Here is a 14,862-nt window from a genome sequence, read left to right as displayed (position 1 = left end):
GTGTTTGTTAATAGTTCAAACTGATACTGGCGGAGTAAATCACTCTATCTGCATCAAAAAGATCGATGTTCCCCAAGGTACCCTGTGCGGCATCGTAATAAACACCGGAGTTTGAGGCTCCGACATTAAAGGCCACATGTTGGTTTACGCGGTAACTGAGATTGACATCACCTGCGTAATCGAATGAGTTACGTCGCGTACCAGCGTAGCTAATGGTATTGCCTCCCAGCACTGAACTGCTGAAAGTAAAATCGCGCCACTGGTAACTGCCAAGAAAGTGAAAACCGTAAATCCATTCGGTTAGCGAACGCTCGCCCACGGTTTCATAGCGGTGGAAATTTTTGCGTAAGCGAGGCGTCAATTGCCAATCTATATTGACCGCTTGCCACTGGATAGGGGTTGATAACCTTAGGGCGGTCGTCAGTTTGTCTTTGCGTGAAAACTCTGATGTTGGCAGGGTGAATTGAGCTTGCCAGCCAATGCGTCCCGTTTCGCCAAAAGTAAATTGAGATTGTCGGTGTAAAGCGATAGCCGTGTCGGTAAAAAAATCACCGCGCTCTTGCTGTAATGGGCGATAAGCACCAGTTGAAAGCGAAATTGAATAATGAGGAGCAAAGGTATGGCTGAGTGTACTGTTCCACCATAGCTTACGTTCTGAACGGTAATCATTTTTGTTGTAAATATTTGAATCATAGCCAAAAGTTAAACTGGCTGCATAGATGGGTACAAAATCAGCGCTTTGCTCAGATTCCGATTCTAACTCTTGTGGGTAAACAAAAGGTTGAGTGTTGGCAACGGCTTGATGACTGATCATCAGCAATGACGATAGCATCACTATCCGTGATAAAGAGTAGATTTGCATGTATTAACTTCCATGTTGCAATGTGTGTTGTATGGCAGTTCATCATGTATGTTTCACCAGTTTCTACTCATCAATGTGAGCTAAACCATTCCTTAGTGATAGAGATGCATGTGACTGTTATATTTGTTTAACATGCTTGTAACTCAACTGACTTAATTCAAGCAATCTATTTTTGGGAGTGATTTGTGGGGTGTTATTTATTGATACCGTAAAGTTTCATCTACTGAGCTATTGAACAGCAGAATATAAATAAGCTATTGTGCTCAACTGCTGACAGGTCGGATCAGCCGATAAGAATAAGTAGGTGCCAAGGTCGCACCACATAAGCAAGGATGTTGTATGAGTTTCTGTGCCAATTTATTACTGCAAGCATTACGCCAAAAATTAAAAGAAAAAAATGTCACTTACAGTGAGTTGTCGGAGAGAATTAACGTTCCGGTATCAACACTGAAACGCCATTTTCATAGTCAATCAATCAGTCTCGATAAACTACTTGAATACGCATCGATCCTAGACACTAACCTTGAAGAGCTGGTTCGCTTGGCGGGTGAAATTCATAGTGATAGTTTAGATTTAAGTGGTGAAAAGCGAGATGAGCTTTTCTTTGAATATCCTTTTCTTTATGACTTCTTTAACGAAATTCGAGTAAAGGGCAAACCTGTTGAACAGGTGAAGCAGGAAAACCAGCTTTCCGATCAAACTGTTTATGTCTATTTGCGGGCACTAGAGGTGATGGGGCTGATTGAGATTAAGCCGCACAACTCGGGGATCAATTATCTGACTCCGCCTTACTACTCATTCCATGAGGGCTCAAAACTTGATCAACTGTTTACGAGCAAGTTAAAGCAGGATGTCTTTGCTAACTGCCATATACCTCAGCTTGGTTTATGTCGAGTGACGTTAACAAATGAGCAAACGAAACAGTTAGCGGATCTGTTGTATGAGAAGATACAACAGTTTCATTTTCAAAATAACAAACTGAAAAACAGTGAAGCGCTGCGGAAAAATCTTTTATTTGCGGTCACTGAAGGAAACGGTTTTTGGTTATCGGAAGGGATAAAAGAGATAGAGCCAACCTTTTTGAAAATTCTCTCTGAGCGGATTGGCAAATAGGTATGAAGATGAAGTATTTACTCTAAGTTAAGGTTGCTAATAAAATAATGTTTTATTGGTAACCATTTGTTTATTAATGATAAATCCTCTATAGCATACAGTTGTACGCTCGAAAGTGTTTGCGGATTAGTGTGAAGTGTCTCAAAATTAACAAATTAGCAGTGTTTCTTTGTTAGGAATGAGGTTCTGATGAAAGTAAGCGATCTTTTAAAGCATCGTGCTGAAAATTTAGTCAAGACTACGGAATTTAAGCAATGGATGTCGCCAGTGGTACGTGAGTACTGGGATGGTTTTTTAGATAGAGCGAACAGTCGTCAGCTTTTTTCGTGGGTGAAAGAATTTCATCAGCCAGCGAATGAAGATACCCGCTTGCCAGCCGAAATTGTTTTAAAGCCAGAAGCTCAAGCGCTTTATCATGAGTTGACGGATAAGTTAGGTGAAGTTATTCATACTGGGCAGTGGTTAGCCGTCGATCAGCAGCGCATTAATCAATTTGCCGACGTGACGGAGGATCAGCAGTGGATTCATACCGATCCAGAGCGAGCTGCCGTAGAGTCTCCATTTAAAACGACGATTGCTCATGGCTTTTTAACCTTATCCCTATTACCAAAATTGACCGATAGCGTTGATGCCAATCAACCGCTTTTTCCGACGGCGAAAATGGTCGTTAATATTGGTTTAAATTCAGTACGATTCCCTTATCCAGTCAAAGCAGGGAATCGTCTTCGCGCTGTCAGTACGTTACTCAAAGTCACGCCAGTGAAAAAAGGCTTAGAGATTGAACGTGAAATTAAAGTAGAAATAGAAGGCGTCCGTCGCCCCGCATGCGTGGTGGTTTCGGTCATTCAACTGCACTTTTAATTCTACCTATATGACAGTGATAAAAAGGGGGAAGCCGATGCTTCCCCTTAGTTTTTATACCGATTTGGTTTTAGACTGACTCGGCGTCGATATTATCGGCCGACGTTGCTAGCCCAGCAAAGGTTTGGGTTGGTTTCGCAACAATACTGCGATTGTCTTGATTAACCTCGGTTAAGACGACTTCTAATGTGTCACCCAATCGATAGATTGGCTTATCATCAATCGCTAAGATTCCTTGCTCACTATGACAAACGATTCGCTCTTTATTGTCGACAATGAGTGTGGCCGGAATGAAAGCACTTGCGCCATTTTCGAGTAAACGAACTCGCATACCCGCTCGGTTAATATCAAAAATTTCAGCAGTAAAGCGGGTCTGTTTGCTCGGCTCTTCGGCAAGAGTACGTGTATAGAGCCAGTCGGCAACATTTCGCTCGGCTATTTTATGATGTTTACGATGTATAGCTAGCTCTTCACCCAATTGCTCATCAGGCCATTGCTCGGGATCTGTACCGAGAATATGAGCTTTTAACAGACGATGATTAACCATATCACCATACTTACGGATTGGTGATGTCCATGTCGCATAGATATCCAGCCCCATTGCGAAATGAGGTAAAGGTTGATTGCCAATCTCGCTGTAGGTTTGCCATTTACGCAGACGATTATCCAGATAAGAAGTCGGTTGGCTGACCAACCAGCGTCGTAAGGCAGAAAATCCTTCTAGACTGGTTAGTGAAGCTTCATCAAACTCAGCACCGTGTTCTTTGATAAGCGCAATAACATCAGTAATTTTATCATTTTTAAACCCAGCATGAGTGTTAAATACGCCAGTTGAAAAAGACGATTGCAGTATTTTACCTGCACAAATATTGGCTGTGATCATCGCTTCTTCAACGAGGCGATTCGCGCTACGGCGCTTATCGGCGTGAATAGCGATAACATCGTTATCTTCGCTGAGTTCAAAGCGATAATCTGGCCTTTCTGGGAAAACTACGGCATGAGTTTCACGCCATTGGGCGCGAGCTTGAGAAAAGGCATACAAATCCTGAACCACTTGCGCAATTTCAGAGCTTGGTTGCCATTGAGATTCACCGGTTTCTAACCAGTCTGATACCTCATCATAGATAAGACGTGCTTGTGATCGGATATAAGCTGCAAAAAAACGAATACTCTCACTATTAATTACGCCATCTTTATCGACTGTTAAGGTACAGCACAGAGCTGGACGAGTTTCATTCTCGATCAGTGAGCAAAGATTATCCGCTAATTCACGCGGTAACATAGGAATATTGCGCCCAGGAAGATAGATAGTAAATCCACGCTCGCGTGCGGCGTTATCCATACTGTCATTAGCGGTTATATACGCAGTGGGATCGGCAATCGCTATCGTGACATCAAATCCGCCATCTTGGCGCTGAATCGCGTATAATGCATCGTCCATATCTTTGGTCGATTTGCCATCGATAGTTACAAACGGTACATGGGTTAAATCGATACGCTGCAAAGCAGAATCATCGTTCAGTGACCAATGCTCCACACCGGGAGGTTCACAGTTGGGTAAATCATTTTCTGCTAAGGTGACCCACCATGGGGCAATTTTATCCTCAGCATCGGTAATTTTTTGAGTGATTTCAACCAAAAAACCAGTATCGCCTTTGAGTGGATGACCGATTAATGTGGCTACTACCCAATCACCTTCTTGTACATCTTGTGGATTAATGCCTTTTCGGGTTTTAGCTCGCAGCGGGAGTTTTTTCAGTTGAGGATGATCAGGGGCAACGTTTATTTTGCCTTTATGAATTTTTATACGACCAATAAAACGTGTTAACGATGGCTCTAACAATTCTTGTGGTTCAGCGACTTCACGATCATTTTCGGTACGAATAATCGCTATGACTTTATCACCATGCAGACATTTTTTCATATAGGGTGGTGGGATAAAGACACTGTTTTTGCTATCTATTTCAAGGAAACCAAAGCCTTTTTCGGTCGATTTGATCTGGCCTTCTTTTTTGGGTAAGTTTTCTTGAATTTGTTGTTTAAGTTGAGCAAGAAGTGGATTGTCTTGAAACATGTTTAATTGTAACCCTTTAATTCTTAAAGTGCGATTGGGTTCCCTGTCACTGCCTAAAAGCGATTCTGAGAATGTTAAATAGGTGGCTTACTCGCGGGGGATATTGATCAATCTGTCATGATCTACATGGTACTTGGCAATACGCTAAAAGTATAGCGCACTCTTTCGTTTGCAGTAGATGGCTTATCGTCTAGAAGATAGGAATTAATGCTGGGGATACACTGCAGTATGATGTTAAAGCGGATAATACCCTCTCCGAAGAGAGGGTATTGGGATCTTTTATTTAAGAATGATTTGTACTGAACGCTCGATATCAGCACTGCCTTGAGTTAAAGGACGAGAGTCTGCGACCGATGATACGTTAATTCTTCTTGCATCAATGCCTTGAGATTGAAGATATTGAGAAACCGCTTGAGCACGTTGCGCTGAAATCTTGTTATTGATCGCATCAGAACCAGTGCTATCTGTACGGCCGATTAGATGAGCAACCAACGCTGGATTAGCTCGCATCACATCAACAACTTCACCAAGATAGAAGTAAGAGAGATCTTCGAGCGTTGATTTACCTAAAGCAAAAGGCAGTAGGAAATCAGTACGAGCTGGCTTAGCAACTTCAACTTTAACTGGGACTTCAATGACTCGCTCTTGAATCACTTCCACCTGCTCAGTGACTACTCTTGGTGTTGCTGGTTGGCCAAATTTATACGCCATTCCCCAGTAAATCTGGTGTAGATGCGGTTTACGGCCTTCTTTTACTTGTACATGGTCATAGTAGTCGTAACCTACTTTTGTTGAAATTGCATTAGTAAGTTGATACTCAAGACCAATGCCTACCGAACCAGTAAATGTATCTGTTTTTATATTGGATGTGTTGTCATCAGAGTAAATATAAGAAGCGCCTAATTTACCAAAAACAGAGAGGTTATCCATGAACTCATATTGACCTTTGAATCCCAAAGATCCGATATGTAGCTTATCAACACCTAAGCGATGCACATAGTCATAACCAGTATAAACTCCCCAGTATTGGTTAACATCGTATCCTAATTCAAGTTTAGGACTGATGGCTTTATCTCTGTGCCCGGTGATGGATTTTCCATCTGCAGTTGTCACGCCAGATGCTGCCCCAATCCACCAGCCTGATGAATCGATCGCTGAATCAGAATGAGTCTCGGCATTAACGCTGGCGGCTGTCATCGCTAATGCAGCGATGATGGAAAGAGAGACCAGATTTTTTTTCATTACTTATCCTTAAAATAATAACGACTTACTTCTATTTCTTTAATTATTAACAAATGTGTTAAAAAACACTGTTCAATAACGAGTTGCCACTGCTTTATGCGGAATTAGATCAACCATTTCGCTAAGTCCTAGTCATTATTCGGCAAGTATGCATGATTAGATATCAGTGAAAGAGACAGCAGGCGTAGGAAAAATCCGCTTTGTTTTTCGGTTCGATGTTTCAGCATGTTGGTCATGTTGTGAGATCAACGAGCGGATTAGCACTGTTAGACATATAGATTGGATGACACCGATGAGTCACTTTGACGGGGAGCTGGGGGGATGTGAATGAAGTTTCTGCAAAGAGTGAGTTAAGTTCATACAGATTGTATCTTTTGTCATCTTTAGGAAAAAATATGTGATGAATTTCAATTTTTTCTGGCTTTTTTTATGCTTTTAGTGAATAATCCGCCTCCCTTAGATGTCCCTAGTGGCTTGATGCTTTTTGAGACTCATCCGCATCTGAACGGAATCAGCTCTTCTTTTAGGATTGGTTGGAAATGGTATAGCACGTGGGACCTTAGTTATTTATTCTTTTAGTGGGATCCACATGCAAGATACCGTTATTCAATTTAGTGATTTAGCACTAAACAGCACACTCCTTTCTGCCCTAAACGAAATGGGCTTTGTTACTCCAACTCCAATTCAAGCTGCCGCCATTCCTCTTTTATTAGCAGGTCGTGATGCATTAGGTAAAGCGCAAACCGGTACCGGTAAAACGGCAGCCTTCTCTTTGCCGCTTCTTAATAAACTTGATCTTGCTCAGTACAAGCCACAAGCGATTGTTATGGCGCCAACTCGTGAGCTAGCAATTCAAGTTGCTGCGGAAATTAAAACCCTTGGCAAAAATGTTAAAGGTTTGAAAGTATTAGAGATTTACGGTGGAGCTTCTATCGTTGAGCAAATGCGTGCTTTAAAATCAGGCGCTCATATCATCGTTGGTACCCCTGGCCGTGTTAAAGACTTGATCACACGTGAACGTCTGCACTTAGACGAATGCCATACTTTCGTACTAGATGAAGCCGATGAAATGCTAAAAATGGGCTTTGTTGATGACGTAACATGGATCATGGAACAATCGCCAGAAACAGCTCAGCGTGTATTATTCTCTGCCACGATGCCCCCGATTGTTAAAGACATTGTTGACCGCTTTTTACGTGATCCTGCACGTGTTGACGTGGCGGGTTCAAACCAAACTGTGGCAAAAGTTGAGCAGCAATATTGGGTTGTTAAAGGTGTAGAGAAAGACGAAGCCATGGCTCGTCTACTTGAAACTGAAGAAACGGACGCTTCTATCGTGTTCGTTCGTACCCGTCAAGATACTGAGCGTTTAGCCGATTGGTTAATTGCGCGTGGCTTTAAAGCCGCTGCTTTGCACGGTGATATTCCTCAATCGTTGCGTGAGCGTACGGTTGATCATATCAAACAAGGTGTGATTGATATTTTAGTAGCAACGGATGTTGTGGCTCGTGGTCTTGATGTGCCGCGTATCAACCATGTATTCAACTATGATATTCCATTCGATGTTGAATCTTACATTCACCGTATTGGCCGTACTGGTCGTGCTGGACGTAAAGGTAAAGCGATTTTGTTGGTTCGCACCAACCAAATTCGCATGCTGCGTACCATTGAACGAGTAACACGTACTTCTATGGAAGAGATCCAGCTACCTCATCGTGATAAAGTGGCTGAATCACGTCTAGCTCAGCTAGGCCTTGAGTTAGAAGCGGATAAAGATCATGCCGCACTAGAAAAATTTGCTGAATTGGTTGAGAAATTGCAAGCATCATTAGATGTTGACGCAACGACACTAGCAGCAATTTTGCTTAAGCGTCAGCAGGGTAAACGTCCACTGTTTTATACCGGTGAAGATCCAATGCTAGCGGCGATTGAGCGTGATAAATCTCGTCGTCGTGATCGTCGTGAATCAGGTGATGGTCGTAGCGACAGTCGTGATGGCCGCCGTGAATTTGGTAGCCGTGATAACGCTCGTCATGTTGATTGGGATACTTATCAATTACAAGTTGGCCGCGATCAAGGCGTACAAGTTAAAGATATCGTAGGCGCATTAGCTAATGAGCTTGGTTTAACCAAAGGCTCAATCGGTGCGATTAAATTAGCTCAAGGCCATACGTTTGTTCAGTTACCAAAAAGCATGTCTAGCGACGTGACCGGTAAATTACGTAAACTGCGCATTCGCCAGAAAGAAGTGGGTGCCGTTGTCTGTGATTTTGATGACTTCCGCGAGTCACGTGGTCGTCGTCCAGAAGGTAATCGTGATGGCGGTGGCTATCGTGGCGCTCGTGATGGTGCTCGTCCAGCACGTAGCGATTCTCGTCCTCCTCGTGAAGGTGAGCGCCGTTTTGACCGTAACCGTGGCGCTGATGGTCGTAGCAGCTATCGCGGCGATCGCCCAAGTACTTCAAGCCGTCGCCCTAGCGAAGCTTAATTACTACTGATATTAAGCCCGTAGTGAAATACTACGGGCTTCTTTATTTGCTTTCGCATTCATCCTTTACATTAAGGATGTGACCTAGGTACAATCGCCCAGCGTTGATGATCCGGTATTCGTGTTACCGAGTGACCATCGATGTTTACTATTAACGTACTGAACACGTGTTGCTTGGTGTATGTCAACGCCTCCCTTTCCTTTACATTCTCAATTCCTAGCCAAGATTCGAATCCTTTCATTTTTTATCTTTTATTTCATACAGTTAAATCAAGTTTTCTTTAATTTTCCATTTTTTAGATCGACATGAAGCCATCATAATTAGCTTGCATTCGTCCTTGCTTTGTACCAAATTTGTACCAAATCTTATTCCCGCTGAAAATTTGGTACAAGCTATCGTGACAATTACAGATACTTGGTTGCGCTCTGTTTACGGGAAACCGTACAGTGGCAAACCAGAAATTACCTACCGTGATGGTGTTGGTGTTCGGATCAGTCCGAAAGGTAAAATTACTTGGATTTATCGAGTAAGCTTTTTTGGTAAGCCGATAAAGCTAAAGCTTGGTGAATACCCTGCGATGAAGATCCGAGACGCATTAAGAGAAAGAGATGCGAAAGCAGAGCTCGTAGCGAGTGGGATAGATCCCCGTAAGTCATTGGCACCGGAAACCAGCAAACCTATCACTCTCGATGAGATCATTGATTACTGGGTTGAATACCATGCCAAAGAGAACATAAAGCGATGGCCCAGCCTTAAAAAGATGTTTGAGGTTGATATCTCTCCTTATCTTGGGGCTTATCCAGTTAAGCAGTTGGAGCTATCGGACTTCATGCCAGTATTTCAAAAGGCGAAACGAAGAGTTGGCCCTAAGCATTCGGCTAACCTTATGTCACGTTTAAAACAGGTTATATCCTACGCGGTACGTCATGGTTTAGTGCAGCATAACGTCATTTCTGAATTGAAAAAGCAAGATGTTGGCCAACCCACGGATGTCAAAAGGGGGAGGCAGGATGCTGAGTCGGTGCCTGTTATTTGGAAGGCAATATCAACGCTACCTGTACATGAGAGTAATAAAAACTTTTTGCGGCTGATGATGATATTTGCCAACCGTTCGAATGAGCTGCGTTTAGCTAAGAAGCAAGACTTTGACTTGGATAGGATGGTTTGGACAGTGCCGAAGGAGAACAATAAGACAAGGAAGAAGGATGGGCGGGAGATCCGCAGAGCAATACCAGAGCTTGCCGCGACAATCATAAAAAGACAGTTTGAAATATGGCCCGAGTTTGAAATTATGTTTCCTCCCGTCGTTGCTCAGGAAGATAGACCTATGGCAGAGAGTATTCCTGTGGACTTTGGAGCCAAACTAGCGGTAAAGATGGAAGAGCTAGGTTTCCCTCGAACAACGAATCACGATATGCGAAGAACAGCACGCAATATATGGGAGTCGATGGGCATTCAGTATCACGTCGGTGAAACCATGTTAGGGCATAAAGTTCACGTTGGCGTACAAAGCCATTATCTCGATTACGATTATCTTGATGAACAAAGGGAAGCTTATGAGAAATGGTGTGATGTGATTTGTAGTGGTCACTAAATTTCAGGTGGCTTTTTAGGTGCATACACCGCTATTTGCGTAATTATGCTCAATCTTGTTCATATAATGTGATGTTGGTTCATAATTTGACTTGTCTAATAGGTCTTTAAGTCTGGTCTTGATGAGTTAACTGGCTAAAATAGCTGCAAAAATATAATAGTGTATCCAAAGGAACGTCAGTGACTTATAAAGCCGTTCGTATCACCGAGTTGATGGCTCATGAATTTGCGCAAGTTGAAGGTGCGCTCGATTCTCTCGATAAAAAAGCCCTTAAAGCCGCGATCCCTGCCAATTTTAGTGTTGATCAATTTATTGAACAGGTCGAGCAAGGCCATTGGCTATTATTAAATGATTCACCTGTGACCCCCATGTTGATCAAAGAATCAAACGAAATGGGTAACGCTGCTTGGGTGATCAATAATCAAACTATTGACCATCTCGAACCTGCCGCTCAAAAAGCGCTGCTTGCTCGCACCAATATGTCAGGGGCTGTTTCTGGGGCAACTCAAAGTCGTAACTTGCATCCTCCTTTACCGATGGCTCCTTACATTCCAGAGCCAGCAAAGCCAAGTGATTCAGATAAGCCTCTTCCTCTCAAATACGAGTATTGCTTTGAGATCGCTTGTTCTGATGAGTCATTTCGCCATCGAGTCTGTTGTTCCTTCGTATTAGCTAAGACGAAAAACGAGGCAATGCTTGGCCGTTGGACGGAATCTAAAACCGAGCATGGTACTCGATACACCGTCCTTACTGCCGTTGATGAACCTAAACGCTTAGTGGCTGAAATCGCATCCTACCCGATGGGCATTTCACTTGAAGAGCCTGTGAAAGTGAAACCTATTGGTACACAGACCGCCTATGAAGGGTTTATCCCCGTTTGTCCAGCGGTTCAATTGGGTGAACGGCTTGGCCTGCCAACCGAAGGCTATTTTTATCATTTTCACGATGGGAAATTAATCCAAGAGTACAAATTGCTTGGCGATAAAAAATGGAGCTTTTACGGGACTCGTTCGACGTCTGAACGTTTAGATGACACCCAAGCCTACAACATGTATCAAAATGCCTTATTGGTGTATTGGAAAATTGGCGGCAAGATCGTTGAGAATCAATATCTGGTGTATCTTGAACAGCAAATTGCCCGTGACGTACTGGATAACCTTAATGATGAGTGGTTGAGTCAGCACGGCGTTAAGTTGACGATACCTGCGTTGCTAGAGGCGGCTAAACAACCTGTTATTGCCAGAGAAGATAAGTCTCAAACCGAAGAGCCACAAGAGAATAGGGCTAGCTACGGTTTACCGCCTGCGGCTCCTGATGCGTTTAATCATCCATTGAACGCATTTTATGACTATTCTGAGCGCTTCCTTGTCGATACCAACGTGAAAGCGATCAACGTTAACCACTCTTTAGTGCCTGATATTCCTTTGGTGAACCTAAAAACCATTTCGGAGAGTGCAACGGAATTTGATTTAGGTTTTACCCAAGTAGAGCAAACACAAGACTTAGATACCTATTGGGAAACGTTGTTTAGCTCCGAAACCAGTGAGCAACACCGAGCGGTAATTAAAAAGTACAATACGCACCTAAACGATCCTGTTCGCCAAGGTGAAATTGTTATATTACCAACGATGGAGCCAAAAAATGCCTCTCAACAAGAAAAGCTAGACGCCTTGATTGAAGAGGCTCAAGCTGCAAGTGTCGAGTTGGCTAAACTTACTGAAGATCAAGTAGCGACTGTCAATCGACATTTTGAATTATTAGATTACTATGCCGATGAGACGATGAAAAAAATCGATTCGGATGGCTTACCTGGTGATCTATACGCTTATGCGTCAATGGGTGTGGGCGCTATAGCCGCTGGGGTGCAACAGCATTTGAAAAACATTAACGGTGTGCTTCTCGAAATTAATCATCTCTACGTTGCTCAAGTTGCCATGGCAAGCCGAACTGGTGGGATTAACTATGGTTCTTTTGTCTCAGAACGCGCCAATCTATTTAAAAAGCTAGACGGCAGTTTTGCAGCTTTATCAAAACGTAGTGTTCAACTTCCCATTTACACTCAGATAAAACGCAATCTTAAACTTTCTACTCGCTCCATTATCCATAATGCTGATGAGATCATAGCTAAGGGTTTTGTACCCAATTTAGGTAAACGGATGGCAAATGTAGCTATTGGCATCGCTGCCTCTCGAGGTGTTGGGTATGTGGGATTGATACTTGGTGGTGCGAGCGGTGCTAAGAATATGTACGAAGCTTGTTCTGTAGATGGATCTGGTGAATGTGGTAAAGTAACGACTCGAGAAGTTGCAGGGTTTATTGGGGGAACTTACTTGGGGAGTAAGCTAGGGGCATTAGCTGTGGGTACTACCATTCTATTATTGGGAACAGCTTCCGCTCCTGTTGTTGCGATAGCCTCTGTTGGAGCATTTGTTGCTGGTGGTGCAATAGGGGGAATTGTCGGAACTACTGCAGGGAAAAAAGCAGGAGATATTGCCTACTCAGTGTACGAATGGATTATGGAGTAATTTATGTCTACAGCTTCATGGTGGGAGCTTTTAATTATGATTCCCGCAGCTATATTTGGAGGATATGCCATTATTTGGTCTATTCCCGGTGTAATATTTGGCGCAGTACTTTCTCTTGGGGATCCCCAACGAATTGTATGGATCGACAAACAATTATCCAAGAATGTTGATAAACTTCATTCAAATTATCAATGCATGATGTCATATAACATAATGTCAAGGTTTGTTGACTATTGTATTGCTTACCCATTTATTCGTCACCGTATAACTTCCGATTCATTAAAATTTAAAATTTTTATGTGGTTTAATTCCTTAGGTTTTTGGTGTTGGATAGGATTGATTGTTTTAGGGTTGTTTGCCAAAACACTAGGGATAATTGATTTTTGACGTTATTAGGGATGAGCATGCTGATTCCTGTCAAATTTTTCGTTAAGCTCATACGCCGAATTAGATAGCACAGGGAACTGTGGCAAAATATCTAGCTGTGAAGTGGTCGGGTTTATTGGGGGGGGGCGGTGGAGGGGCTATTGGTGGAAATGTAGCCGTTGCGGGAACTATGCTAGTTCTTGGTGTTTTAGGTGTGACCACTGCTCCCGTATTAGCCATTGCTTCTATTGGTGCTTTTGTAGCAGGTGGTGCTATAGGTGGTGTGGCGGGCGGAACTGTTGGTAAAAATGTGGGGGATATTGTATATGAAAAAGCTATCGAGTTGACGGAGTCAAGTGGAGGATTAGTTGAGGACTTATTTTGAGTGATTTGCTTAGTGTTATAAGTGGAGTTTTTGCAATTTACGCCATCATATGGGGAATCCCTGGTGTGATAATGAGTGCAGTGGTTGGTTTAGGTAACATACAACGCATTGTTTTTATTGATAAGCAATTAGCTAAAAACTTAGACAAGCTTTACGATGAGAAAGGTTATCTAAGATGGCAATGCCAAACCTCTTATTCAATAGTCAGTCGTCTAACAAGGTACTGGATAGCTTACCCGTTTATAAGATATCGAGTTAAGACTGAGTCAAAAAAATTTAGATTGTTTATGTGGATTAATAGTGTTGGAATCTGGAGTTGGCTTCTAGTGCCAACCTTAACTGTGTTGGAAAAAGCATTACAGTAATTTTAAAGAACAAATGGTTACACTCAGCTAAAAAGCAATCTTGTAGCAGGTGGTTTGACCTTAAACGATTGCGCTCCTAAAAAGAATGGCGATCCCAATGGCTGGGTTGTTAAAGATCCTAAAGGCACGAGAGACGTCGTTGTTCTTTTTGATGGCATTGGTGAATCTTCCGCTACCCCTTTTCCTGGCACGCACTTTTCAGAATTAGAAAGTCGTAAGAAAGCTGACCAATAAGTGGGGTGGATTTAATCGCCTCAAGGTATTTAATAATGGTTCATTGGAAAAATAGTCTCTATCTCATATTGTTCTTTAGCTTATGGGGCTGTGGGCCAGAGCCTTATGTGGTAGATGTTGGGCTTACTAATGGCAGTTCTACAGGGCGACATTCTGTATATAGAATGACTGTTACTACAGTCTCAGGGGGGAAAGTAAACTTTGCTATGGGCTCTGTAGGTGGTTATCCAGGTGCTCATTCGTCAGGTGGGCGTATGGATGCTCCTGCTTATATTGAAGGTGAGTGGGCTAAGGGGAACCCCACTCCTAATAGTGAGTTGGTTTCTTACCACCGAATATCTGCCGTTATCCCTAAAGACGCTGAAGCTAAAATGAAAGTAATGGATAACTATTACAAGAACTTCAAATCTAATTCAGGCTCAATGCAGGTGATTGTTGATGGGCCTAGAGTTAGAGTTTTTTATACTAAGAATTGCTTTGATAAATTTAGTGATTGTACTGCTAAAAAAAATAGTGACCCTAATAATTGGGTTATTAAATCACCTCAGAATGTAACAGATGTCGTTGTTCTTTTTGATGGCATTGGCGAATCTTACACTACCCCTTTTCCTGACACGCACTTTTCTGAATTAGAAAGTCGTAAGAAAGCTAAATAGATTAAGAGTGGCTACTTCTTATTATTAAGCGTAACCACTCTTTTTATTTTCTTTATACAAAAATATGTCGTGTTAGCGGTTTATCTGCCAACTTTG

General features: G+C 42.5%; 13 protein-coding genes. 10 read left to right on the top strand and 3 right to left on the bottom strand.

Translation table 11 applies throughout. The annotated features are described in order from the left end of the window. Positions 1-7: 7 nt before the first annotated feature. Complete coding sequence (locus AACS00_RS10420) at positions 8-862, bottom strand: hypothetical protein (protein WP_110167360.1); 855 nt, start codon at positions 860-862, stop codon at positions 8-10. Positions 863-1,201: 339 nt separating this feature from the next. Between AACS00_RS10420 and AACS00_RS10415 the strand changes: the two genes are divergently transcribed. Both AACS00_RS10415 and AACS00_RS10410 read left to right on the top strand, forming a co-directional pair. Beyond that, positions 1,202-1,975, top strand: coding sequence for a helix-turn-helix domain-containing protein (locus AACS00_RS10415; RefSeq protein ID WP_110167359.1), 774 nt, complete (start codon positions 1,202-1,204; stop codon positions 1,973-1,975). 189 nt (positions 1,976-2,164) lie between these two features. Further along, a complete protein-coding gene (locus tag AACS00_RS10410) occupies positions 2,165-2,836 on the top strand; it encodes a MaoC family dehydratase (protein ID WP_110167358.1) in 672 nt (223 codons plus the stop codon). A 70-nt stretch (positions 2,837-2,906) separates the two neighbouring features. Here AACS00_RS10410 and rnb read toward each other — a convergent pair whose 3' ends face one another. Both rnb and AACS00_RS10400 read right to left on the bottom strand, forming a co-directional pair. Continuing rightward, on the bottom strand, positions 2,907-4,910 hold the full coding sequence (rnb, locus tag AACS00_RS10405) for an exoribonuclease II (protein WP_110167357.1): 2,004 nt from the start codon (positions 4,908-4,910) through the stop codon (positions 2,907-2,909). Between the two features lie 279 nt (positions 4,911-5,189). After that, the gene (locus tag AACS00_RS10400; protein WP_110167356.1) at positions 5,190-6,152 is read right to left on the bottom strand and encodes an OmpA family protein; all 963 of its coding nucleotides are present in this window, start codon (positions 6,150-6,152) and stop codon (positions 5,190-5,192) included. Between the two features lie 589 nt (positions 6,153-6,741). Between AACS00_RS10400 and AACS00_RS10395 the strand changes: the two genes are divergently transcribed. The 8 genes from AACS00_RS10395 (at position 6,742) to AACS00_RS10360 (ending at position 14,766) form a co-directional block, all read left to right on the top strand. Continuing rightward, positions 6,742-8,640 (top strand): DEAD/DEAH box helicase, encoded by a 1,899-nt coding sequence (locus tag AACS00_RS10395; protein WP_072670631.1) that lies wholly within the window; start codon positions 6,742-6,744, stop codon positions 8,638-8,640. Between the two features lie 398 nt (positions 8,641-9,038). Continuing rightward, a complete protein-coding gene (locus AACS00_RS10390) occupies positions 9,039-10,235 on the top strand; it encodes a tyrosine-type recombinase/integrase (RefSeq protein ID WP_110167501.1) in 1,197 nt (398 codons plus the stop codon). A 1,409-nt stretch (positions 10,236-11,644) separates the two neighbouring features. Then, complete coding sequence (locus tag AACS00_RS10385) at positions 11,645-12,760, top strand: hypothetical protein (RefSeq protein WP_445285992.1); 1,116 nt, start codon at positions 11,645-11,647, stop codon at positions 12,758-12,760. 3 nt (positions 12,761-12,763) lie between these two features. Next, on the top strand, positions 12,764-13,147 hold the full coding sequence (locus AACS00_RS10380; RefSeq protein ID WP_181397545.1) for a hypothetical protein: 384 nt from the start codon (positions 12,764-12,766) through the stop codon (positions 13,145-13,147). Positions 13,148-13,226: 79 nt separating this feature from the next. Then, positions 13,227-13,511, top strand: coding sequence for a hypothetical protein (locus tag AACS00_RS10375; RefSeq protein ID WP_110167354.1), 285 nt, complete (start codon positions 13,227-13,229; stop codon positions 13,509-13,511). Then, positions 13,508-13,876 (top strand): hypothetical protein, encoded by a 369-nt coding sequence (locus AACS00_RS10370; RefSeq protein ID WP_110167353.1) that lies wholly within the window; start codon positions 13,508-13,510, stop codon positions 13,874-13,876. Before AACS00_RS10375 ends, AACS00_RS10370 begins: the two co-directional genes overlap by 4 nt. A 54-nt stretch (positions 13,877-13,930) precedes the next feature. Continuing rightward, a complete protein-coding gene (locus AACS00_RS10365; RefSeq protein ID WP_110167352.1) occupies positions 13,931-14,110 on the top strand; it encodes a hypothetical protein in 180 nt (59 codons plus the stop codon). Positions 14,111-14,145: 35 nt separating this feature from the next. Next, positions 14,146-14,766, top strand: a complete 621-nt coding sequence (locus AACS00_RS10360; protein ID WP_110167351.1) for a hypothetical protein — start codon at positions 14,146-14,148, stop codon at positions 14,764-14,766. The last annotated feature ends 96 nt before the right edge of the window (positions 14,767-14,862 follow it).

Origin of the sequence: Vibrio sp. 11986-1-5 (assembly GCF_963878025.1) — a bacterium.
GTDB classification, from domain to species: Bacteria; Pseudomonadota; Gammaproteobacteria; order Enterobacterales; family Vibrionaceae; genus Vibrio; species Vibrio injensis.
This window is presented reverse-complemented; position numbering and strand designations above follow the sequence as displayed.

Bases quoted from the DNA above. Each gene is read 5' to 3' on its own strand.
- AACS00_RS10420 (WP_110167360.1), bottom strand. From the start codon at position 862: ATGCAAATCTACTCTTTATCACGGATAGTGATGCTATCGTCATTGCTG.
- AACS00_RS10395 (WP_072670631.1), top strand. From the start codon at position 6,742: ATGCAAGATACCGTTATTCAATTTAGTGATTTAGCACTAAACAGCACA.
- rnb (WP_110167357.1), bottom strand. From the start codon at position 4,910: ATGTTTCAAGACAATCCACTTCTTGCTCAACTTAAACAACAAATTCAA.
- AACS00_RS10380 (WP_181397545.1), top strand. From the start codon at position 12,764: ATGTCTACAGCTTCATGGTGGGAGCTTTTAATTATGATTCCCGCAGCT.
- AACS00_RS10400 (WP_110167356.1), bottom strand. From the start codon at position 6,152: ATGAAAAAAAATCTGGTCTCTCTTTCCATCATCGCTGCATTAGCGATG.
- AACS00_RS10410 (WP_110167358.1), top strand. From the start codon at position 2,165: ATGAAAGTAAGCGATCTTTTAAAGCATCGTGCTGAAAATTTAGTCAAG.
- AACS00_RS10360 (WP_110167351.1), top strand. From the start codon at position 14,146: ATGGTTCATTGGAAAAATAGTCTCTATCTCATATTGTTCTTTAGCTTA.
- AACS00_RS10415 (WP_110167359.1), top strand. From the start codon at position 1,202: ATGAGTTTCTGTGCCAATTTATTACTGCAAGCATTACGCCAAAAATTA.